General features: G+C 64.9%; 15 protein-coding genes. 8 read left to right on the forward strand and 7 right to left on the reverse strand.

All coding sequences use genetic code 11. The annotated features are described in order from the left end of the window. Positions 1–1,091: 1,091 nt before the first annotated feature. The 4 genes from AB0H36_RS32515 to AB0H36_RS32530 all read right to left on the reverse strand — a co-directional run bounded on the left by AB0H36_RS32515 (position 1,092) and on the right by AB0H36_RS32530 (position 7,772). Positions 1,092–2,594: an MmgE/PrpD family protein gene (locus AB0H36_RS32515; RefSeq protein WP_360532322.1), complete on the reverse strand. Its 1,503-nt coding sequence runs from the start codon at positions 2,592–2,594 to the stop codon at positions 1,092–1,094. A 1,547-nt stretch (positions 2,595–4,141) separates the two neighbouring features. After that, positions 4,142–5,686 carry an aldehyde dehydrogenase family protein gene (locus AB0H36_RS32520; RefSeq protein ID WP_360532325.1) on the reverse strand — a complete coding sequence of 515 codons (1,545 nt, stop codon included), beginning with the start codon at positions 5,684–5,686 and terminating at the stop codon, positions 4,142–4,144. Then, positions 5,683–6,843 (reverse strand): N-methyl-L-tryptophan oxidase, encoded by a 1,161-nt coding sequence (gene solA, locus AB0H36_RS32525; RefSeq protein WP_360532328.1) that lies wholly within the window; start codon positions 6,841–6,843, stop codon positions 5,683–5,685. The genes AB0H36_RS32520 and solA overlap by 4 nt, the downstream gene beginning before the upstream one ends. After that, positions 6,840–7,772: a succinylglutamate desuccinylase/aspartoacylase family protein gene (locus AB0H36_RS32530; protein WP_360532331.1), complete on the reverse strand. Its 933-nt coding sequence runs from the start codon at positions 7,770–7,772 to the stop codon at positions 6,840–6,842. Before AB0H36_RS32530 ends, solA begins: the two co-directional genes overlap by 4 nt. 174 nt (positions 7,773–7,946) lie before the next feature. Here AB0H36_RS32530 and AB0H36_RS32535 point away from each other — a divergent pair, with 174 nt between their 5' ends. Continuing rightward, complete coding sequence (locus AB0H36_RS32535; protein WP_360532334.1) at positions 7,947–8,669, forward strand: GntR family transcriptional regulator; 723 nt, start codon at positions 7,947–7,949, stop codon at positions 8,667–8,669. An 870-nt stretch (positions 8,670–9,539) separates the two neighbouring features. Here the strand turns inward: AB0H36_RS32535 and AB0H36_RS32540 are convergent. Beyond that, positions 9,540–11,192, reverse strand: coding sequence for a PucR family transcriptional regulator ligand-binding domain-containing protein (locus AB0H36_RS32540; RefSeq protein WP_360532337.1), 1,653 nt, complete (start codon positions 11,190–11,192; stop codon positions 9,540–9,542). Positions 11,193–11,614: 422 nt separating this feature from the next. On the opposite strand from AB0H36_RS32540, the gene AB0H36_RS32545 reads away from it, so the two are divergent. From AB0H36_RS32545 to AB0H36_RS32575, 7 genes are all read left to right on the forward strand, one after another. Then, complete coding sequence (locus tag AB0H36_RS32545; RefSeq protein ID WP_360532340.1) at positions 11,615–11,845, forward strand: hypothetical protein; 231 nt, start codon at positions 11,615–11,617, stop codon at positions 11,843–11,845. A gap of 1,086 nt (positions 11,846–12,931) precedes the next feature. Next, on the forward strand, positions 12,932–14,134 hold the full coding sequence (locus tag AB0H36_RS32550; RefSeq protein ID WP_360532343.1) for a PLP-dependent aminotransferase family protein: 1,203 nt from the start codon (positions 12,932–12,934) through the stop codon (positions 14,132–14,134). After that, positions 14,131–14,871: a glucose 1-dehydrogenase gene (locus AB0H36_RS32555; protein WP_360532346.1), complete on the forward strand. Its 741-nt coding sequence runs from the start codon at positions 14,131–14,133 to the stop codon at positions 14,869–14,871. The genes AB0H36_RS32550 and AB0H36_RS32555 overlap by 4 nt, the downstream gene beginning before the upstream one ends. Before the next feature lie 32 nt (positions 14,872–14,903). Then, positions 14,904–16,178: an aminotransferase class III-fold pyridoxal phosphate-dependent enzyme gene (locus tag AB0H36_RS32560; RefSeq protein ID WP_360532349.1), complete on the forward strand. Its 1,275-nt coding sequence runs from the start codon at positions 14,904–14,906 to the stop codon at positions 16,176–16,178. Beyond that, positions 16,175–17,677 carry an NAD-dependent succinate-semialdehyde dehydrogenase gene (locus AB0H36_RS32565; RefSeq protein WP_360532352.1) on the forward strand — a complete coding sequence of 501 codons (1,503 nt, stop codon included), beginning with the start codon at positions 16,175–16,177 and terminating at the stop codon, positions 17,675–17,677. The genes AB0H36_RS32560 and AB0H36_RS32565 overlap by 4 nt, the downstream gene beginning before the upstream one ends. A gap of 45 nt (positions 17,678–17,722) precedes the next feature. Beyond that, positions 17,723–18,820, forward strand: a complete 1,098-nt coding sequence (gene ald, locus AB0H36_RS32570; RefSeq protein ID WP_360532355.1) for an alanine dehydrogenase — start codon at positions 17,723–17,725, stop codon at positions 18,818–18,820. Between the two features lie 409 nt (positions 18,821–19,229). After that, on the forward strand, positions 19,230–19,457 hold the full coding sequence (locus AB0H36_RS32575) for a helix-turn-helix domain-containing protein (protein ID WP_360532495.1): 228 nt from the start codon (positions 19,230–19,232) through the stop codon (positions 19,455–19,457). Between the two features lie 859 nt (positions 19,458–20,316). Here AB0H36_RS32575 and AB0H36_RS32580 read toward each other — a convergent pair. Together AB0H36_RS32580 and AB0H36_RS32585 are read right to left on the reverse strand one after the other, a co-directional pair. Then, entirely contained in the window at positions 20,317–21,195 is an 879-nt protein-coding gene (locus tag AB0H36_RS32580; RefSeq protein ID WP_360532358.1) for an enoyl-CoA hydratase/isomerase family protein, read from the reverse strand. Between the two features lie 148 nt (positions 21,196–21,343). After that, positions 21,344–23,458, reverse strand: coding sequence for an acetate--CoA ligase family protein (locus AB0H36_RS32585; RefSeq protein WP_360532361.1), 2,115 nt, complete (start codon positions 23,456–23,458; stop codon positions 21,344–21,346). Positions 23,459–23,598 lie beyond the last annotated feature (140 nt).

Consider the following 23,598-nt stretch of genomic DNA (forward strand, 5'->3'; position numbering starts at 1 on the left):
GATGGGCGGTGTGAGAACTCCCATCATCGGAAGACCTCGACCCTACCCGGCCACCGACGCGCCCACCCGCACTACACCCTCAACTGCGAAGAGCCACGTAACCTGCGGTTCAAGGTGCTCATCTTTCTCCTTCCAGATGTTGTGGATGATCAGTACGTCGCACGGCCTCGGCTGGGTCGTTCCACAGCACATGTGGTGAGAGCGCTCGTCAGATTTCAGCCGCGGCACGATGGGGGTCGGCGGATCGCGACCGGACTCACGAGGTGCTCAAGAACGTCGTCCGAGGTGTTCCTCCTTCATCGCGGCTGCGGGCGGCGCCGAGATACCGCTCATCGTGGCCGCGCGGCGCTGGCGAGCGCCACCAAGGCTGCACCTACCCGCGGAAGCCATCGGCGGGGCAGGGCGTGATTCGAAGGTTGCACGGAGTCCTCCACTTTGCTGGCGGGGTTCTCGAGACGCGAGGCCCTGGGCCGCTGTCCTGTTTTGGAACCGGCGTCCCCCGCTGGCCGGACCCGCGGCGGCACTGGATGGACTCTCAGTGCCGTCCTTGAGACATTGCGTCATCTCCTCAGGCCGCGAACCGCCGCACGCCACCGGTTCGCGTGACCTCCCAGACATGTACAGGCCTCGCTCGCTCGGAGGGCCCGCCCTGAGCGTCTTCCGGTCGCCCAGGGCGGACAGCGGGGTGGGATTGGTCCGATATTTCTCCCGTGCCAGCTACTTCGCGACCGCCAATGTGTGGCATGTCGACGGCTGCCGCCTTGAACAGTCTGGCGATCATCATTCGTGAGGCCACGGACGCGTTTGCTGCCTTGCCGGTCGAGCCCTGACTGCTTGATGCCGCCGAATGGAGGCGACCGGGTTTGGCGGCAGGCCCTGACTTGATGGCCGACGACTCCGGTCGCTAGTTGATCGGCGAAGTTGAAGTCACGGTCGAGGTCCTTGGCGATGCGGATGTCGTCACGGCCGAGATCTTCGGACAGATTGCCGCCGTCCAGCCGGTTTCCGGCTCAGGACGAAGCATCGCCCGCGAACAATACCGAGTTCGCCTACGACGTCTCCACCGGCTCCACGAAGTCGAGCGTGGCATGTCACCCCGGCAGGATCGTGGCGAGGTCGATGACCTGTTCAAGGTGCAGGATTCCGTCGATCAGCTTTCTGGCTGGGGCACGGCCCCAGACTGGTTCGAGGAGCGCGGTGCACTTGGCCATCAGGTCGTTGTCGGTGAACGGATCTGCGGGGGTGCCCCAGACGGGATCGGGCACCGTCGCCGCGACGGCGTCACCTGCTCGGCGGTGACAGATGATGCGCGACGGCATGTGCCCGGAGTAAAAGGACACCTCCATCGCCTCGTCGTGATGGACAGCGATGCGGGTGGCAAGATCGAGGATTGCCGGATCGGTGAGGTCTGACTCATGCAGCCCTCGTGCTGGCGTTCGCGCCGCAAGCTCGAGGGCGAGAAGGTACGGCAGGCTGAACTGGGCGTCGACGATGTCCTCGGGAGCTGCGTTAGTGAAGTTCGACGCCAGCTCCCGAAAGGTGTGGACTTCGATCCGGTCGATGTCGACCAGCGCGGGCAGTTTCCCGTCACGCCGCAGCTGTCTGATGCAGTCGAGGGCGGCGTGGGTCCAGCGGCAAGACGCGTATGGCTTGACTTGGGTCAACTGGAGCCGGAACTCATCGCCGAGGCCGGCGGTCAGGAGCTCGGCGTCGAACTGGTCCGAACCGGCCATGACCCAGAAACCGCGATCTCCATCCAGCACCGTCCGGCTGCTCCGGAACCCGTCGTGGGCCAGCATCGCTCCGAGCACCCCTCCCATGGCGGCCCACCCGTAGTTGTTCTTCGCCCAGGACAGTGGCCGATCCTCCGGCTCGAGACCTTCTTTGCGAACGCTCGGGACCGGAGCGTTGAACGCGGCAGCACCGAGGGCATGACGAGTGGTCTCGGTATCGAGCCTGAGCAAGTTGGCGGTCGCCGCCGCGGCGCCCAAGGTCTGCCAGGAGGCGAATCCCCAGACCTGGCGAAGTCGATGCGGACTCGGGAAGGCTGCTTCGGCCACCCGGATCGGAACCTCGTACCCGACCGCTACCGCGGCAAGGACGTTGCGTCCGTGGGCCGACAGTTTCTCCGCCACGGCCAACGATGGCGCGACGGCTGTGGCCCCAGGGTGGAGGAAGGTCTTGTAGGTGTCGTCGAAGTCCAGGGCGTTCGCGCATGCCGCGTTCACATAGGTGGCGGTCAGCAGCGAGGCGCGTTCGCCCGATCCGAGGATGCGAGCCACTGGCTCGGTGCCGAGCTCAGACATGATGCCGTGCTGGATCCGGGATGCTGTCGTGCGGAGACCACCCACAGCATTGGCGACCCCGTCGAGGATGAGCCGCTTCAAGTGCTCGACCGTGGAAGCATCGAGATCCTCGAACCGCGTCTCGGAGACGAAGCGCGCGATCTCACCTGTTGCGTCAGGCCGCTTACCACCGCCCACTGGTGCCCGCTGGTCGAGCCGCGCTGTTTCTTCCAGGTATGTGGGATCCGCGTCCGGCTCTGCTGGCACGGTTTCGACCAGTCGCTTCTCGTCGATCTTGCGCGTGCTCATGGCAACTGTTCCTTTTCGAGACGGGGACTAACACTTCCAAGCGCCGCCGGTCCGCAGTTCGTGTCGAGGTCGAGCACGTGGGTGTGGCGTTGGCGGAAACGCGCAAGCCCTGAATGCCGCGCAATTTCTTGCTGTTCATGAGGTTCTCTCTTCCTCGATTCCCGTGCGCTGTGGCACTCGGCCTCGCGCGAGGGTGTGGCAGTTGATGTCACACCTCGTTGTATGGCTGTCTGCCCGGGCCTCGATATCGTCAAGATTCCTAGGCCCCAGATTGTGGAAGAATCAGAAGGCTGATCTGCTAAAGGGTCGTGTCCGAAAGGTCACAGGCGTGGGACTCTGAAAGTACAGCATTCCCCGGCCGCTGAAGTAGTCATTGAACCGGTCGCTATCGATCTCGTATCCCTCTTGATTAGCGGCAGTTGTACCCGACGGGTTATGCAAGACGAGCACGTCTCGTCGAAGGGCGTACAGCAGTACGAGGTGACCCCCGCGACGTGCTGGCAGCTTTCGCGTTGTCCGCGCATCTCGGATCTCAGGGTGGACCGAGGCGATGGCCATCGCGCCTTCTCTGAGTGCCGATTGAAGCCAGAGTACGTCGCGATGCTCGAATATGGTTAATCTGACATCGTACGTTCGCTGAACCCAATCGACAAACGGTCTGTAAATAAGGCCCTTCAGCCCGATCGGGGTAGGAATGAATGCGCCTTGCTGGGCCGCCGCTTTGGCCATTGAGACAATTGGACCCGAGGAAAGTCCCTCCGCCTCCAAGAGCATTTTCAGGCACGCAAGCCCGCACGCGTGCCAACTCCAATACTCGTAATCCAGCGGATCGTCAGCTCCCGACCGCGTCCAGTCGGGGTCGTCCCGCGCAAGGATCTCGCCGCTCAGTATCGACGCGTTGAGTGAACGTGTCTGCCATTGACTGTGATAGGGGACCAACATCTGTGCAACCTCTGTTCAACGATGTGCGACGGCATGCGCCCGAGTGGAGCGCTGAACCAGAACGCGCGTCAAGGGCGCCGGCGCAGCTGGAAACCGCGGTCCGGTTGCGGGCTCAGGCTTGCCGCCGTGGTCGCGTACTTTCGTGGCGAGGGTGACGAGCGAGTGGTCGCCCGTGGTCCATCCATAGTCGGGGTCGTATGTGTAGCCGAGTGCTTCGGCGAGTGTCGCTATGCCTTCGGCTTGTTCGCTGAGCATGGCGCGTTCGCGCCGCGTGTAGTCGCTCATGGGTGCGTGTCGGGGTCGAGTGGGTCGGGTGCTCGGCAGGGCTGCAGCGCGGAAGCCCAGTGGATGGAACCGCCGCCGATGACCCGTTAGAGGGGACATGTCCGCGAAGTTGGGGTGGCAGCCCGAGGGGGATGAGGCGTACGGAGTGCCGGTGATCCGCGTCTCGCAGCCGTGTGCGCTGTGGTCGTGACCGCGGATGTACTGCTGCTGGCCCGTCATGGGCCCCTGTCGGGCCGGTCGCCACGCGGTCATGGCGCCGGGCGCTGCCGAGCCTGCCGCGGCGATCGAGGGGCCGGCTGTTCTCATGGCGTTGGACCCCTTCACGTCCGTTGCGACGATCTAGGTGTTTGGCGGGGCGGCGGGCCTGGCCTGGAGGGTCCCGCGGGCCGGATCGAGCGGATGGCCACGACTTTCGGCTGGGTCATGGCCAACAGGGTGTCGCGGACTCCTTCGCGGCCGAGGCTCGAACCCTTGGGGCCTCCGAACGGCATGCTGTCCAGCCGGTAGTCGCTGGAGTCGTTGATCATGACCGAGCCGACGGTCAGTCGCTCGGCTAGGTCGAAGGCGCGGTCGATGTCACGGGTGAAGACGCCGGCTTGGAGTCCGTAGTTGGTGTTGTTCGCGGCGCGGACCGCGCTGGCCTCGTCGTGGTAGGTGTTGACGCATACGACAGGCCCGAAGACCTCCCTGGTCCAGACGTCGGTGTCGTGCGGTACCTCGCTGAGCACGGTCGGGGCATAGAAGCTGCCGTAGCGCTGTCCGCCGGTAAGCAGCCTCGCGCCGGCTTTGACGGCCTGGTCGACCCACGCGTCGACACGCCGGGCTTCCGATTCGGTGATCAGCGGCCCGATGTCGGTCGTCTCGGAGCATTTGGTGCCGGTGGTGAGCTGTTTGACCTGCTTGACCAGGGTAGTGAGCAGCTGATCGCGAATCTCGCGGGCGACGAGGACCCGCTGGACCGAAATGCAGTTCTGCCCCGCTACCCCGAACGACCCTTCACGGATGCTCGTCGCGGCGGCGTCGATATCGGCATCCGCGCAGACGATGACCGGGCAGTTGCCGCCGAGTTCCATCAGCATGAGCTTCGCGCCGGCCTGACGCGCGATCTGCTCCGCTGTGTGTGGGCCACCGGTGAAACACACCAGGCGGACCGCGGGCTCCTCGACGAGTGCCCGGCCCGTCTGGGCACGACCCGGCAGGGTGCTGATGCGGTGTGGGGGGACTCCCGCGTCCAGAAGGGTTTCGGTGAGGAACAATGCCGTGAGCGGGGTCCACTCGGATGGTTTGACGGCTAGAGTGTTGCCGCCGAGCAGGGCCGGACCGACTTTGTGGACGAGCAGGTTCAGCGGGTCGTTGAACGAGGAGACGACCGCGACAATGCCGATCGGTGTGCGGGTGAACCAGCCGAAGCGGCCGCTGCCACGTTTGGAGTCCGCGAACGCGATTTCCTCTCCGGACAGGGATCCGGTCGAGCGAGCTGTCAGTTCTAGTGTTTCGACGGCGCGTTTGACTTCTGCTCGTGCCTCTCGGATGGTCTTGCTGCTTTCGAGGCTGATAAGCCGGGCTAGGACGTCATGGCGTTGCTGAAGCAGGTCCGCGGCCCGTGTGAGCGTCTCCCGGCGCTGCCAGAGAGGCCAGGTCCCGTGTTCCAGTTCGCGGGCGAGGTCCGCGACTGCCGCGGTGACGTCCTGCGGAGCGACATCGGCGACGACGCCGACGAGCGTCTCGTCTTCTGGGTTCAGGACTTCGATGGTGGATGGCGAGTCACGCCACCGGCCGGCCCAGAACGCGCCGGCCGGCGGGTGCCACACCCCAACCGACGCGTTCTGGGCAGGTTGGTGTGCCGTGTCCTGAGCGTGCGTCATTTGTCCACCGGCGCCGTCGGCGCGGTGGGGAACCGGTTCGGATCCAGGAGCGCGAGGTTGTTGTCGGAGGAACCGGTGAGTGCGTAGTCGGCGGTGATGTCGCCGAGCGCCGGTGCGAGTTTGAACCCGTGTCCGGACAGGCCGGTGGCGATGGTGACGCGGTCCTCGTCGCGGGCCTGCCCTACCAGTCCGTGCCCGTCAGGTGTGTAGCCCTCCATGTATGCGGTGACGCGGACCGGGTCGGGGTACAGATCCGGGAAGAACTCCGCCGCCAGCGCCCTGAACGTCTGCACTTCGTCGACCGAGACGGTTCTGTCGAGGGTGTCGGGGTCGGCAACAGGCGAGTTGACTTCGCCGGACAGGCCGAGCTTTACTCCGCTGCCGTCCATTGCTGGCAGCCCATACCACTCGGCGGGTGTCGCGCGGAGAAAGCACAGGAACGTGGCTGGGTCGAACAGTCCGCGTTCCTTCGCGACGAACCACGCAGAAACCGGGCGGCGGACGTCGATGACTGGCGCGAGATCGGGGAGGAACTTCCCGGCCCAGGGACCGGTGGTGATCACGACATGGTCGTAACGCTCGGCCTGTCCGGCGGAGTTGACCCAGACGCCATCGTCACGGGTGTCGATTCCCTCGACCGTGGTGTAGGTGCGCAGTTGTGCGCCGAGTGCCTCGGCTCGGCGCGCAGCATGCAGCACGGCCAACTCGGGGCGCAGATAGCCGCCTTCACGGTCGAGGACGACGATGTCGTCGTCACGGATTGGGTGTTGCGGCCAGCGGCTGCGCGCCTCGTCGCGCGGAATGACCGCCGCGTCGACTCCGAATTGGTCGATGGAGGTACTGACGTTAGCCATCTGCGTCGAGGAAACGTCTCCGAGCATCAGATGACCAGTGAGTGTGAGGAGTTCGGTGTGTGTCGCGGCTTCGAGCTGACGCCACAGTGTGTTGGCGTTGCGGAGCAGCGGCACGTATTCGGGATCTTCGAAGTAGGCGGTGCGAAAGATGCGGGACTCGCCGCCGTGCGCGCTGCGGTCGTGAGCGATGCCGAACTGCTCGTAGCCGATGACGTCGGCGCCGCGCGACGCCAGACGCCAGGCGGCCATGCTGCCGACGCTGCCGAGGCCGATGACGGCCACGCGGGGCCTGGCCGAGCTCATGCCGAAACCTCCCTGGCGAGAGCCATCAGCAGACCGTCGGCCGCGACCGCGGGGCTCGTGGTGATGAACAGCGGCGTGCCGGATTCCGGCGCCTCTACTTCGTGAGTCACGTCTCCGAACAAGTCGCTGACCCGGCCGACGAGTTCGCCTGCTTCGATGTGCTTGCCGAGTTCAGCAAGTGGCTCCCACCAGCCGCCGGCAGGTGTGTAGAGCCAGTTCCATCCGTTGTCGTGCTCGATCTGGCAGGGCGCCGGCTCCTGTTCGTAGGGGAGCATCTCGAGGTCGGCGGCGACGTTCCGCAGTCCTCGCAGGTGCGTGGCGATCGACTCGTTGTCCACGACTCCATTCCCGCCCGCCTCGGCGATGATCGCCGGCACGCCGGCATCGGCAGCCGCGGCGCTCGTGCTGCCACCGGTGACCCGTGCCGTGGCCGGCTGCTTGATGACATGGTTGGTTCCGTAGGCCAGTGCCATGCGTCGCGCGGTCTCGCCCACCGGCGACTCGTCGTAGATGGTCATCGCTTCGAGGGCCTCGGGAACGTCGCCCGAATGCAGGTCGATGACATAGTCGGCGCCGCGGATGAAGCGTTCGAACACGTGGTGTGCGAGCACGTCAGAGTAGGTGCCGTTCGGGTCGCCTGGGAAGCATCGGTTGAGGTTCTTGCCGTCGGCGGGAACGACGAACGGTGTCCGGCTCCTGTACGCGGGCAGGTTGACGACGGGAACCGCAGTAATCGTGCCGTGCAGTTCCGCGGGGTCCACCTCAGCAACGAAGGCCCGGAGCGCGGCCATGCCGACGTATTCGCATCCATGCACTCCGGCGAGCAGCGACAGCTGAGGCCCGCTGTGCGCGCCCTGGATCTCTATGTAGGGCAATTCCAGATCCCCGGGCAGAGCCGAGATCCGGAAGTGGTCGCGAGTGACGTTCATTGGTCTCCTCGGGCTATCAGAGGCGAGTTTGTCGGACAATGCTGTCCGACGTGATTGTCTGATAGTATCGGTGAGCGGGACGGCGTCAAGGCTCAGCGAGACGCAATCGGCGGATTCTGAGGAGGAGTCGCAGCGATGGAGAGCCGGTCGGTTACCGAGCCAAGCAGGACAACGATGGCGCGGACAGTCGCGCCCCGGACGTCCCATCGCAACACCCTCGTGGATCAAGTCGTGCAACGGATCCGGACCGAGGTCATCCGGGGAACCCTCGACCCAGGCCGACATCTAGTGGAGATGCGGCTCGCGGAAGACCTATCGGTCAGCCGGGGCACGATTCGTGAGGCACTGGCACGCCTGGCGTCGACAGGCCTAGTCGAATTCGCGCCCGGCTCCGGTCACCGGGTGCGGTACTTCAGCGACAACGACGTGGCTGAGATCGGCGAAGTGTTCGCTGCGCTCGAGGGGCGGGCGGCCATGCACACGAAGCTCCCCCTGCCCGGTGCCGTCCAGAGCACTCTCCGGGAGATCGCGGAGCGGATGCGGGCACTGCGGTTGCCCGAAGACATCGACGATCTGATGACGCTCGACCGTGAATTCCACGGCACGCTGATGAGTCAGCAGCCGAAGGCAAAACTGTTCGAGGCATGGCGCAGCCAGGAGTCACTCCTGGCGGTCATGATGGTGCCGATCGTCCGGCGTGGAGTCGGCAGCGGTCCCGACCAGGCGGCGCGACATCTGAAGCTGTTGGACGCGGCGATGACCGGAGAGCGCGATGCGCTGATCGAGGCGCTGGAACAGCACTACTACCAAGGCGAGCAGCCGCGGTCACCGATCCTCACCTTCTGGACCCGCGGCTTGCCTTCGGCAGAACCCGAAGGGCCGGATCCTGTTGTTTAGCGATCGTCACCGGCAACTCGCTCCGCGCCGGTCCGCCATCGGGAACCCCTGCCCGTTCCGGGCCATTCTTCAGCCTCACCTCGGGGGTGCCGGAGTGTGCTACTCATCAGCCGGCCATCCATTCTGTCCGAGCTGCAGCGCCTTCCATCGATATGGTGACCGGCCGCAATCCTGGCGTTGAACTCGGCGGCTAGGCTCTCCGCAGCACCCTGCTCTGGTCTGTACAGGTCTGGTGCGACAAAGTCGCTCCCGACGACCCGAACCATGTCGAGATACTCCGGAAGGATCGGCACGAAACGTCTGCTGCAGGCGCAGTTGAGCGACGAGGCAAACCTCCTGCGGCGGAGCCTCGCAACCACGGACGCCACGAGCACCAGGCATTCGAGGCTCTTAACGCCGACGGTATCGAGACGGCCACCCCCGAACGCATCCCCTTTGGATGCTCCGTCGGACTGGCCCGGGTCCTTGGCTTCATGGGTACTGAATCCGGGTAGGACACTCACCCTGGTACCGCTGAGTGAACGCGATCTCGCACTCGAACTGGTCGACCATTGGCGAACCTCTAACTTGGCCGATCCGCGGCACGGTGATCGGCCACGCGGCGCCAGGCTGTAACCGCCGCTGCCGGCCGGTCACGCAGGTCCTGGTGGAAGCGGCGTTAGCTTGCACGTGCCGCTGGATGAGGAGGACCGCGGGTGGCGCTCTGGGCGGAGGAACCAGGACTCATCGGCGAGCAGGCATAGGTTGCCGTCGCAGCAGCGAGGCCGAGAAGGCCGGCCGCGTAGTCCGGTCTGTCGCTCCCTTCCGCTGACAGTCCAGTGGCTTGCGTGGTCGCGACCGGAGCCGTCGCGTCAAATAGTCATCATGTGCTTATTCGTTGCCTTGTTCGGGTGTGGTGTCGCTGGTCAGGTGCTGCAGCCGGATGCTGAGGTCGAGGATCAGGCGGTCTTCGGCATGGTTGAGGTCGCGCCCGGTGAGTTCTTCGATCTTGCGGAGTCGGTAGATCAATGAGTGGCGGTTGAGGAACAGCCGACGGGCTGCGGAGCTGGTGTTGCCGAGTTCCTCCAGGAAGATCTCCAACGTGTGCATGAGGTGGCCAGCGTGGTTCTTGTCGTACTGCACCAGCGGGGCGAGCGCCGCGGTTGCGATGCGTGATGCCTCAGGGTCCCGGGCCAGGCTTGCCAAGATGAAGAACGGTTCCAGCGTGTGAGCGTCGCTGATAGCGCCTGGGCCATGGAGTGCTCGTCCGATCTCGGCCGTACGCCGGGCGCGTAACAGCCCTTCAGCCAGCGTGCGCACGGTCACGGTGTGATCCGTGATGCCCCAAGTGAGGGTCTGCTTAGGCAGTTCCTCAGCGAGGCGCCGGATCAGGTTGATCGGGGCCAGCATCGGCGGAACATCATCCGGAACGAGGATCATGACCTCTTGTCCTCGGCGCGTCGCATGGACGCCTCCGACGGCCCCCCGGCGCCGCGCCTGCTGGACGACGTCGTCCAGCAGGCTGGCGTGCTCGGAATGCTCGCTCTGTCCGAGGACGAGCCGGTAGGACCGGTTGAGTGAGTAACCGAGCAGCGTGGCCTTCGCGGCGATCTCCTGGGCGGTGAGCTGGCCGCTGCCGAGCTCCCAAAGGAAGTCGCCATGTACGCGCGCTTCCGCTTCGGCGACTGCCTGTCGGCGCAAGAGCTCGATCGCGACGGCGGCACCTGCGTGCTGCAGCGCGCGCCGTTCGATGGCAAAGGCATTGGCTTGGCGCCCGTCGCCGATAGCAAGTACATAGCCCAGGCAGTGGTCATAAGCCCGTGCCGTCGTCGCGAGCACTGCCGGCAGGCCGAGCGGTTCGATCGCGGCGAGTGTGGTGACCTCTTGCGCCTCGAGTTGCGCGCGCAGCTGGTGCTGGGCTTGCGCCGGCATGTCGACGACGCGTGCGGCTAGGTCGCTGGCACTGAGCAGCGCATGGGCGCGGGGCCCGAGCCACAGTGGCTCGAGTCCGGCATCGAGCACTACGACCGGGCGGCCGATCATTGCCTCAGCAGCTTCGGTCACCGCTGCGAGGCCGTCTCTGTGTAGTAGCGCTCCGGTGAGGCTGGCGGGCATCTGGTCGCTGGCCGGGAGCGCGGTATAGCGGTCGGTCAGCAATCGGTCGGCGAGTGCCCGGATGACGTCCGCGAAGCGGATTTCCCAGGGTAGTTCGATGATCGGGAAGTCCAGTCGGTTACCGAGGTTGAGAACTCCACCCGGTACTTTGGCGAACGGAGCCCCCTTGCCGACGCTCACGCACAGGGCGGCAGCGTCGGCGTTAGCGATCTCGCCGGCGAACCGCGTGAAAGCGTCGTCATTGCAGCCAGCACCAATGGTCACCACGAACTCGCCCGGTGCGACGAAGTCTTCGACCGGACCCTCCATGACGGTGACCCAGCGGACGTGACGTGTACGCGTTCCGTTCTGGCCAGCTACGACGCGTCCGTGGTCGAGGGGCGGAAGCCGCAGCGCAGCCTCAACCGAAAGCCCTGGCTCGAACGTCATGACTGTCTCCGTCGACGAGTCCAAAGAATATGTCGCTGCTCGAAGGGAGGCTCGACCGCGATCTTGATAGCTGTCGTCACCTATCATCGTTCCCTACGAGGCAGACACCAGGGGTGGAGCGGTTGTTGCTGCTCCGAGCGCCGTGATCGCCGCCTGTTTCCACTCCCCGAGTCTGCGGAGTCGCTGGGAGTGGTCGCTGCGAAGCGCGGAGGCTGAGGTGCGTCGTTAGGCCGTCGGGGGAGGGAATGTGCCTTGCCCCGCGCGGGTCATGCGGTGATACGGACCAGCCTGGGGAAACGTCTCGCAGGGTGCCGTGTTCAGCGTGACGCTCGCCCCGCCGCTGCCTCAAAAGGTGACGCGAGGTGATTCTGTGACGCGATGGCGTTCGCGCTGCCCACCGTGGCGAGGGCCATCGTCTGTCCGTGGGGTTCGGCAGCTTGAAGACGGTGTCCACGATCTCCGACGAGGCGGCCGAGGTGCCGAAGCCGTCGCCGCGGTCGACCAATCCGACGACCACCGCAGCGCTGACCGGAATGCACCAACGCCGCACCGTCGCGCACATAAATCGGTTGTTCATCAAGCTCCCTGCTAGTTCAGGCGCATTGCGGCACGACGGTGACGAGCAGTGCTGGTTTGGACGCTGTCAGCCGTAGCCCGTCCTCAGTAGTTTTTTCCGTCGTTGTCGTCACAAATGGTCGCTCGACGTCATCGGGTACACGCTACTGACAATTTGTCCAGCATCGGATGCCGACGTCATCACAGTTTGTCGGTCAGGCAGATGGTGGATCGGCCGTACGGAAACGTAGCGATGCATCCGACTGCCCCGGGGTGCCGAACCAAACGTCCGGTCCCCGCATCGGACACGGACGGGGCGGCGTCCGTAGCGCGCTGACCGCGGAATGCGCGAGGTCGAGTTGCATGCGCCACCGCGGCGTCGGCGCACGGCGGGCAATTGCGCGCCAGCTGCACCTACGCCGCGAACCGGGTGTCGGGACGACGTGCTCGGGCCAACGAGGCCGCGACGGAGGCCATCCACCATGCACCTGCGGCGCTCACGCCGCCCGACGGCTCGCCTCGGGGCGTGAAGCGAGTGACACCGCGGTGAGTTCGGCTGAAACGCGACACCTACCAAGAGCAACCTGATGCGACAGGATCTCGCGACGCTGCGCGTCGACCCGCAACCCCGCTCATCGTCCGATCCCTGCGATGGCGCCATGCTCGCCCACACCCCCCACCTTGCGGCACACCGTGCAGCCGCGTAGCCCTGCGACGCGAGCGGCGTAATTCAGACCACGTGGGCGTGTCGCGTGTACGGAACGTTGGAGGTTCCTGATCGCTGTGGACTCACTACTGGGCCGGAGGGATGTCCGAAATGAGCAACTCAAAGCAGTTGTGCAAGCCTCTGCTGCAGGTACTAACTGGACAAACTGTGATGCTTCGTGGCCTGCGATAACGCACAGATTGCCGGTCGCGGAACCTGCTCGGTCGAGGAAACGATGGTGCTTGACCATGGGCGAGTACGCAGGAGTGGAACATGCAGGCCTTCGCGACATCGGAGTATCGGGCCCGGCTGCACGGTGTGCGGGAGTTGATGTCTGACGCTCAGTCGGACGCGCTGAAGGTGTGTGGGGCGGGCGATCACCTTGGCCGGTTGTCCCGGTCCGGCTACCTCGGCCCACCCCGGCCGCAGTCGAAGCGGATCCGCCGTGCGTTCCGGTCGGTTTGCAAGCGAGGACGCCGTGGCTGATGTCAAGCTGCGTCTTGCTGAGCGGGCGGCCGATCTCATTGGTTCGATCATCGACTCTTCGACGTCCCTGCTCGCGCGTCAGACGCACGACATTGTGCGCTTTGCGATGGGCGCTCCCAGCGATGACCTCATGCCGGTCGAGCTGCTGGACCGGTACGCCGCCTACACGGTGCCGGGCAAGTACGGCTATGGCTCGACCGAGGGCGAGCCCGACCTGGTCGAGGAGGTCCTGAAGATCCAAGCCGAACAGAATTACTCAAGCTCGGCCGACCGGATCACGATTACGACGGGAGGCATGCAAGGGCTGGATCTGGCCTGCAAGCTGTTCATCGACCCGGGCGATCTCGTGATCGTCGAGGGACCTACCTACACCAACGGCAACGCCACGGCTTTGTCGTACGGAGCTGCCCTGCTTGAGGCGCCGCTCGACGAGGATGGCCTGGTCGTCGAGGCGTTGCCCGACCTGGTCGCACGAGCCGGGCGACCTCCGAAGGTGATCTATACGATCCCCAACTTCCAGAACCCTTCTGGTGTCACCTTGTCGTCGCATCGGCGTGAGCAGCTTCTCGAGCTCGCCGCGCGGTGGGGATCGGTCATCATCGACGACGACCCCTATGGGCTGCTGCGCTTCGAGAACAGCCCGATTCCCGCGTTGAACGAGATTGATCCGGGCAATGCGCACATCTTCTCGGTTCGCACCTTCTCCAAGATTCTGGCGCCCGGGCTGCGCGTGGGCTGGGTCGATGCCGACCCGAGCCTCCGGCCGCTGCTCATCAACGCCAAGCAAGCCATGGATACGTGCACGAGTGTGCCGGCGCAGCGAACGGTCGCAGACTTCCTGGCCGGCGGGAACCTGCAACCGCACCTCGACCGTGTCGTCGGTCTTTACCGCGAGCGCAAGCAGGCGATGCGCGTGGCGCTCGAGCGCCACTTCGGCGACGCGGTCCGTGCGACCGACCCGGACGGCGGATTCTTCCTCTGGGTCACCTTTACCGACTCCGAGGTAGATACCGACGCCCTCTTCGAGGTCGCGCTGGCCGAAGGCGTCGCCTACATTCCGGGGTCGGCGTTCTCGACCAACGGTCACTTCCGCGACGCCCTGCGTCTGTGCTTCGCGACGTCCACCCCGGACCGCATCGACGAGGGGATCTTGCGGCTCAAGCGCGCCGTCGACAAGGCCGGAGGCAGCCGATGAGCCGTCGCACCGCCATCGTGACGGGGTCGACCTCCGGGATCGGTCATGAGATCGCTCGGCGACTCCATGCCGACGGATTGAACGTCGTCGTCACCGGCCGCGATATGCGCCGTGGTGAGCAAGTCCGCGAGGAGCTGGGGGAAGGCTCGGTCTTCATTCCACTGGACTTGACCGCGCCCGGCGCGCCAGCGGAACTCGCCGCTGCGGCGATCGACCATTTCGGACGGCTCGACGTCGTGGTCAACAACGCGGCCATGGACCACACAGGCGACCTGCTTGGCGTGCCCGTTGACGATGTCCGGCGGGTTTTCGAGGTCAACACGATCGCCGCGATCGCAGTCCTGCAAGAGGTCGCCAAACGCATGGAGCATGGCGGGGCCATCATCAACATCAGCTCACGGCTGGCCTCGATCGGCGTCCCCACGATGGCCATCTATAGCGCGGCCAAGGGATCGATCAAGGCCGTGACCACTGCGGCTGCGGTCGAGCTCGCCCCTCGAAATATTCGCGTCAACGCTGTCGCGCCTGGCATGACGCGCACGCCCCTGTACGAGACGTGGGTCAAGGAGCAGGTCGATCCGGAACAGACCGAACGGGACGTGGTCGCGGGGATCCCGCTAGGACGAATTGCCGACCCCACAGACGTGGCAGCCGTCGTCAGTTTCCTGGCGTCCGAGGAGGCGTCGTACCTCACCGGCGTCTCCATCCCTGTCGACGGCGGCTACACGGCCCGCTGACCACATGTTTTGCCTGGAGAGATGAGCACACGATGTCCGCACCACGCACCATTCTTGACGGTCCTGCCTTGTGGTCGGCCCAGGCCCACATGCCTTCGGTTGTGGGACGCCAGCTCGTGATTGAGCGTGGCCAGGGCTGCTACATCCAGACCATCGACGGGCGACGCCTGTTTGACGGCACCGCTGGCCTGTGGCACGCCAACATTGGGCACGCCCATCCCGCTCTGGCCGAGGCTGCGCGCGCGCAGATGGTGAAGCTGGAGACTTACCACACGTTCGCGCGGTTCGTGAACGACCGGGCGATCGCCCTGGCCGAGCGTCTGGCGGGGCTGTCGCCCATCGCTGACCCGAAGGTGATTCTCAACACGGGTGGCTCGGATGCGATCGATGTGGCGTGCAAGCTGGCTCGTCGCCACTGGCAGCGTGAAGGACGGTCCACGAAGACGACGATCCTGAGCCGCGAGTACGCCTATCACGGGCTTCACGCCTTTGGCACCAGCATTGCGGGTCTGGACTTCAACCGGGAGGGATACGGCACGGAGTCGCTGGTGCCCGAGACTGCCCGAGTTCCGGTCCATGACCTTGACGCGCTGGCCGGCACCATCGCGCGAATCGGCCCGGAGAACATCGCGGCGATCGTGACCGAACCGATCCAGGGCACGGGCGGCGTCAATCCGCCCGCACCGGGATACCTCGAGGGTGTTCAGCAGCTGTGCCGCCAGCATGACATCTTGTTCATCCTCGACGAAGTCATCACCGGCTTCGGACGCACCGGCAACATGTTCGCTGCTGAGCGATTCGACCTCGAACCGGACCTCATCACCTTCGCCAAGGGCGTGACCTCGGGATATGCGCCACTGGGCGGAATCCTCATCTCGCCGAACATCTGGCACCCGTTTTACGTCGACGACGCCGCCACCCCGGTCTTCCGCCACGGCGCGACCTACGCTGGTCACGCCACAGCGTGCGCGGTCGCCATGGCAAACCTCGACATCCTCGAGCGGGAAGACCTGCTTTCCCGGGTCGCCCAGCTCGAGCAACTTCTCGACCGCCTTCTCAAGCAGCTCCAGGCTCGCCGACCCAGCGTCGTCGACGTGCGCGTCTGCGGATTCCTTGGCGGGGTCACGCTCGCCGAGGACATCGCGGCCGAGCGCGCGGCCGACGCGCTGATCGAGCTCGGCTTCATCTCTCGACCGCTCCGCGGCAACACACTCCAGCTCAGCCCACCCTTCATCACCACCGACGACGAGCTGACCCAGTTCGTCGATGCCATCGACCACGTCCTGTCCACAGAGGAAGCGAAGTGACCACGGATTTGACGACTGGTGCCCAGCGGACAGAACTCGCTGCTGCCAATCCTGAACATGCCCACGCCGCCGACCGAGTTCTGCGCGATCTGGAGTTGCCAACCGGGCCTGTCGAGTTCGACGTCCGCAACCCGGCAACCGACGAGGTGATCGCCAAGCTGCCGGACGCTGAACCCGCGGAGGCGTTGGAAGCCATCGCCGGAGCCGACGAGGCTGGGCGTGACTGGGCCGTCACCTCGCCGCGACAGCGGGCCGACACCTTACGACGGTGGTATGACCTACTCCTGGAGCACGCCGAAGATATCGCGCTGCTGATAACGCGCGAGATGGGCAAGCCGCTTGCGGAGTCGCGCGCCGAGGTCACCTACGGCAGCGATTTCGTGCGTTGGTACGCCGAACAAGCCGTGCGCCCGGGCGGCAACGTTCGTGACGTTCCCGCCGGCGGCGGCACGCTGTTGACCCGCCGCGCCCCGGTTGGGCTGTCGGTCCTGATCACGCCGTGGAACTTCCCGCTGGCGATGGCCACGAGGAAGATCGCGCCCGCGCTTGCTGCCGGCTGCCCGGTGATCATCAAGCCAGCCACCCTCACGCCGCTGACCACCCATTACAGCGTCGGCCTGGCCTACCGGGCGGGTGTGCCGGAGAACCTCATCCAGGTCATCACCACCACCAACGCCGCGGCCTTCAGCGAAGCCGCGCTGGCTGATCCGCGAGTCCGAAAGGTCTCCTTCACCGGATCCACCGAGGTCGGCAAGGTGCTGCTGCGCCTGGCCGCGGACAACGTCCTGCGCTCATCAATGGAACTCGGCGGCAACGCTCCGCTGATCGTCTTCGATGACGCCGATCTCGAGCGAGCCGTCAATGGCACCTACAGCGCGAAGATGCGCAACGGCGGCCAGTCCTGCATCGCGGCCAACCGCATCTATGTCCAAGACGGCATCGCCGACGCGTTCATCGAGGCACTGACCGAGAAGATGTCCAACGCCATCACCGGCGACGGACTCGCCGACAACGTTGACCTCGGCCCCCTCATCGACGGCCGCGCCGGCGCCAGCATGCAGCGACTCGTCGATGACGCGGTCGCGCACGGCGCGAGGATGCTGACCGGCGGCCAAGCCATCGTGGGGCCCGGCAACTTCTTCCCGCCTACCGTGATCGACCAGGTTCCGACCACCGCCGACATCGCGCACAGCGAGATCTTCGGACCTATCGCGGCCATCCAGCGTTTCAGCACTCAGGCCGAGGTACTGCAGCGCGCCAACGCGACCGAGTTCGGACTCGCCGGCTACGTCTTCACCGAGAACCTCGATCGCGCACTCAATCTGGCAGACGCCCTCCAGACGGGCCTTGTGGGCATCAATCAAGGGGCTCCCTCCAACGCCGCGGCGCCCTTCGGCGGCGTCAAACAGTCCGGCCTCGGCCGCGAAGGAAGCGACGAAGGCCTCGATGAGTACCAAGAGATCCGCTTCTACAACATCGCCCGCCGTGGCACCGCCTAGTCAGTTTGCCCCGACCCACACCTACCAACTTCCGAGGACATCATCATGCGCATCTCGACCGTGAAGGAGATCAAGACCAAGGAAGCCCGCGTCGGCATTACCCCGGCCGGCGTCGCGGTCCTTGTGCACGACGGTCACGACGTCTTCGTCGAGCGTGACGCGGGCACCGGCGCGGGCTTCTCCAACGAGGAGTACGAGCAGGCTGGGGCCAAGCTGGTCGACCAGGCACAGGCCTGGGCCAACGCCGAGTTGCTGGTCAAGGTCAAGGAACCCACCGCCGAGGAGTACGGGTTCCTGCGGGCAGACCTGACGTTGTTCACCTACCTCCACCTTGCCGCGGACCGCCTGCTGACAGAGGCTCTGCTGGACGCGAAGACGCTGGGGATCGCCTACGAGACTGTGCAGGATCGTACGGGTCTGCCGCTGCTCACCCCGATGAGTGAGATCGCAGGTCGGCTCGCCGCGCACGCCGCGGCAACCTACCTCACTGCGGCAGAGGGCGGTCCGGGCCGTCTCCTGGGTGGATCCCCCGGGGTAGCCCCGTGCCGAGTGGTGGTGATCGGCGGCGGCATTGTCGGTACTCAAGCCGCCCTCCTGGCCCTGGGCATGCAGGCCGAAGTCACCGTCCTCGACACATCTGCGACCCGGATCCGCGAGCTCGACAACCTGCTGGACGGCCGCGCCCGCGTCCTCATGAGCGACCCGACTACTCTCGCACGCGAGCTCAGCTTGGCCGACGTCGTCATCGGCGCTGTCCTGGTCCCCGGTAAGGCGGCGCCCAAGGTCGTCTCACGCAGCGATCTCGCGCTGCTAGCCGATGGCGCCCTGCTCATCGACGTGGCAATCGACCAGGGCGGCGCTTTCGAGACCTCACGACCCACGACCTACGCCGAACCCATTTACGAGGTCGACGGTGTACGACACTATTGTGTCGCCAACATGCCAGGTGCTGTGCCGCAGACCTCGACTCGCGCCCTGACCAACGCGACGTTCCCCTACCTACGTCGTCTCGCCAACCTCGGGCCTGAACGGGCTGTCGCCGAGGATCCCGCTCTAGCCTTGGGCGTAAACACCCGTGGTGGGGCGATCATCCATGCCGGAGTCGCAGAGGCCTTCCCCGACCTTCCGCACGATCTCATCTGAGCATGGGCGGTTCCAGCGCGGAGCCGCCCATGCTGTGTACCGACAGACATATGACCCGCTCAACGGGGCCATTCTTGGTGCCCCTACCAATCCCCGACCGCCGCTGGTAGGCGGGTTGCGCGCCGACCTGTTCGAGCTCAACTGCGGTGGAACTTGAGCGGCGGTTGCAGCACCTCGTCCTGGACCTGGGGGAGTGTGTTGTCTCGTCGAGTGAGGACGGCCGGGGGCGAAGCCCCCAGGCGGCCAAGCGCCAGCGGTCCCTGGAGCGACGGGCTGGTGGGTGGAGCGTCGTGGCCGCGCGGCGCGTGGGTCGGTGGCTCGAGAACGACTGGCACAACTGGTCGCGTGGCTGCAAATCTGCCGCAGCGGCAAGGTGGTCCGGTTCGTTGCCCCCGCTAACCGGCTGGCGGTGCGGGAGGCCAGCTCGCGGTTCCTGCCAGGGGAGGAGCGGATCGAGATCGCGGGTCTGCATCAGGCAGGTGTGAGCGTTTGTGGGGTCGCGGATCCTCTCAGCCGGGCGCCGTCGGCGATCTCGCGTGAACTTCTGTCGTCGTTTCGACGCGCACCGTCATGCGACCGTCCGGCAGGGCACCTCGAACCCCGGGGCGTTCTCGACACCAACCCACGAACTTCCTGACCCAGTCGGAGCGCTGCTGGCGCAGCGCTGGATCCCGCAGCAGATCGGCCGGCACCTTCGGCGTCACCATCCCGAGCAGCCGCAGATGTGGCTGTGTCACGAGATCGTCTACCAGGCCGTCTGTCAGCCTGGAACCTTGGTGCTGCGACCGTCGTTAGTGGCCTCGGCATCGTTCGCTGCTGCACAACAGAAACGGAATCTCGCCGACCCCGCTTCGAGTAGCCGATGCCATCGATCCACGAACGGCCCTCCTCACCCGCCGCGTCCTCGGCGACCGCACACCAGCCGACCTGTTCGCCGCAACAACGCCGCCGCTGCGACTTGACCAGACCCTCCGGACAGCCGGGTCAAGGTTCGACCGGCGCTGACGCGCGAGATCGAGACCTACCAGATCGCTACCCCGGTCGCACGGTCAAGTGAGCCAGCGACGTCCCTGCGCGGCGAGGACGCGGCCGGATCGGGGCTCGGGGAAGTCTGCGCCGGTGCCAGGGGTCGCAGGATCCTCAAATTCGCGGAACAGTCGTTCGCGGACTTGTCTTGCCAGCTTTGGATCGACGTCGGCGATCGATTACCAGGCGGGCTCGTCGAGCTGCACTGGGCAGACGATGGCGTCGCCGAATAGCAGGGCGCGCGCTGGCCATGAGTTGGCACGATGACGCTGAGGTGTCCAGGCGTGTGTCCTGGTGTCATGGTGACGGTGACGCCGGGCGCGATGGCGGTGTTGCAGTTCAGAGGCCGGAGGCGGTCGCCGTGCTCTGACGCGGCGCGGAAGCCATGGCGGATGTGGTCGAACATCCACATATCGGGGTTTGCGACAAAGTGGTCCGAGTGTGCGCGCCGAACCGCCTGCACGGGGAGCCTAACTTGCGTTAGCTCGCGGGTTCGAAGTCGTGGGGGAGGAAAGCGCTGACGTCTCAGATTCGAACGGGGCGAAGATCGAGTCGCGCCACTTGATTGCGGCCGCAACGCCTTCAGCTTCCTGTAGCTCACGGAAGTGCTTGAACTCCGACTCCGAACTGTTCATGATCAGACAAGCTTCGGCGGCATACCGCTGAGCAGAGTCGAATCCTGCTGCTAGGAGCGTGTTGTTGAGCGCCTTCTTGTTCCACACCAACGTTGGCAAGGCGACGCGCGAGATACGTTTGGCGATGCGGGTGACTTCTTCCTCGAGCCGCTCCTTCGGGAAGACGCGATTCACTAGGCCCAGCCGATACGCCTCTTGGGCGTCGAACATATCTCCTGTGTAAATCAGCTCGCGACAACGCTGACCGATGACCCATGGCATTACCATTGTCAGGGAGCCGGCTGCAAACCGCGTCTGCGTGACACCGAAGCGCGAATCGTCGGAGCAGTAGCGAAGGTCGCACATCAGGGCGAAATCTAAGGCGCCTGCAAGGCAGTACCCGTTGATCATCGCGATGACTGGCTTGGAGCAGTGGAACACAGAATAGTCGAACGCGATGTCTTCGTTGTGGCGTTTCTTCCAGTCTTCGAGGCTCCGCCGACGTGGTTGCCCTTTTTCGTCGTCGTCGTCGAGATCGTGACCAGACGAAAATGCGCGACCATCTGCGCCTGTAACCACGACGACGCGAACGTCTGGATCGCGATCGGCGACGGCGAGCGCATCTTCGAATTCGGCGGCCAGCCTGAGAGAGAGCGCATTCATTTTGCTCGGCCGGTTGAAAGTGATCTGCGCAACGCGGTCGTCTACCTCATAAAGAATCGTGCTGTACGCCATCAGGGCGACCTCTTTCTAAGTTGATTGCCAATACCACATTGGGTGACTTCACGACTCAATCCGAACGCTCCCCGGCGTCGTCGCCATCATTCTGGAGGTCCGCAGCGGCATCACGCGTGGGTCGGTGGCCTCATCGTGCGCGACCCGTTTACGTGGGGCGCGGCACGACAAGCGCATCCACCGCAACGACTCCCTGCTTGCGCACGAAGAGCGGATTGATGTCGATCGAATGGAGCTGGTCACCGAGAGTTCGCGCAATCGTGTCGAGTCGCCTTACGGCATCAGCGAGAGCTTGTGTGTCGAGGGCGGCGGCGCCACGGACGCCCTTGAGGATTCGTTGCACCCGAAGTTCAGCAAGCATCTGCTCCGGTTCACCAACCCTGAGACCTGCGGGCCGGAGCGCTGCGTCATCCATGACCTCCGTCCAGATGCCGCCTTGGCCAACCAGGACGAACGTCCCGAGGACGTCGTCTGTTTGCAGACCGAGGATCATCTCGATCCCGTCCCGCACGTATGGTTGAATGATGAGGATGTGCGCGTCCGACGCGAAGAGTTTTTCCGCTGCCGCGGCCACCTCTTGCGCATTCCGCAGGTTCACCATCACGCCGGAGAGTTCAGTTCGATGTAACGCACCGGTGTCGCCGATCTTCGCGACGACGGGGTAACCGAGCTCTTCTGCCGCGCCGACGGCCGCATTCACGCTATCTACGAAACGGCTCTCAACGACAGAGATGCCTGCGTCGCCCAGGAAATCCAACGCCGGCTTTCCCGCGAAGGGCTTTCCCCCGAACTCGCGGATTCGCTTGGCCATCCCCGCCTTTTCGATCGGCGCCTCGTCCGCGATCGGAGGCACGGGTCGCGTCCAGATTACGGCCCGATCCAGGGCGCGAAAAGCCTCATGGATCCCGAGGACTACGACATTCTTGTCCAGGAAGTTCTCAACTGTTTCGGGTGGCGTCGAACCATCCAGTGGCGTAACCAGGGTGACGAGCTTGTTCGTCGCCGCAGCGGCTCTGACCGCGCTGTCAGCGGTCAGTTCGTGTTCTATCGAGTATCCACCACCGAGTTGATTCGGATCATAGTGTGCGACGACGATGTCGACATTCGGGTCGTGTCCGGCGGCCGCTAAGATCTTGGGATTGGAGTCTCGCAGATTCGCGAGGCTGTTGCCGATGTCGACGGGGTTACTCCGCCCGCGATAGCCAGGTACGAGGCCCTGAAGTGTGTTCGCGGTGTGCTGCTCAAAGTCAGGGTAGCTGAGCGACGGGTACTTTGCCGACTCGTCCAGGATCAACTCGAGCAGTCCGGCTGACGGATGGACCGCTGCAAGGCGTCCTTCTCCCGGCGGTCGTTTCACCTGCATGGTGATGGCGGACGCGAGCAATTCATCGAACGAGTCCACCTGCACGACGCCGTGCCTTCGGAAGAGTTCGCGGTAGAGCCGATATGGCGCGGCAAGTGCGCCTGTATGCGCCGTGGCCATCTTCCGGGCGGCTTCAGAGCGTCCTGATTTGAGGATGATCACGGGTTTTCCGGCGGCCCGTGCTCGTTCGCATTCGAAGAAGAATCGCTCGGGATCGCGGATTGTTTCGATGAAAGCGCAGACGACTCGTACCTGTGGGTCATCGATGAAGTACCGGAGGAAGTCGGCACTACCCGTGACGGCTTCGTTCCCACAGGTCACGACGTGGCTCCAGCGCACGCCGCGCTTGTTTCCGAAGAGGGATGTTTTGGGTCCTCCACCATGCGCAATGAGGGCAACGCAGCCCGGCCCCCTGAGTTCGGCGGCTCCCAGGTGGAGAGGCACGCGATCAACCCAGTTGATCAGCCCACTGCAGTTCGGACCGACGACCGCCATTCCTGACGCTCGCGCCACGTTCGCAATCCGCGCTTGCGCTGCTGCCCCCTCTGCTCCAACTTCGGCGAAACCCGTCGCAAAGGTCACCGCCGCCCGCACGCCGACCTCTGCAGCCTCCTCAATCATGGAAACCGTCGAGGCAGCATTGCGTAAGATGACGACAGCATCCGGAACGAATGGCATGCTTTTAATCGACGGATAGCACGGGAAACCTTGGACCTCTTGGTACTTCGGATTCACCGCGGCCACTTTCCCCGAGTACCCGAAGAGCCGGAAGTTTTCCAGCGTTTGACGGCTCCAGAGTCGAGTATAGCTTTCGCTCGAGCTTACGCCGACCACCGCTACCGACTTGGGTCGGAAGAGAGCCGATAGATCGTTGTTGCTGACCGTCTGCGGTTCCTTCATGCTGCTGCGGCTCCTACCTGGTCGCCCGACGTTGACGTCATTCTGACCTGGCGACCTGACGGCAGCGACCCACAATCTGTCCAGTATCAAGCCGCTCGACTCAACACAGTCTTACGCCTCATTGCACCGTGCGGCGCTGC

The organism is Kribbella sp. NPDC050820 (assembly GCF_040653975.1).
In the GTDB taxonomy this organism is placed as follows: Bacteria; Actinomycetota; Actinomycetes; order Propionibacteriales; family Kribbellaceae; genus Kribbella.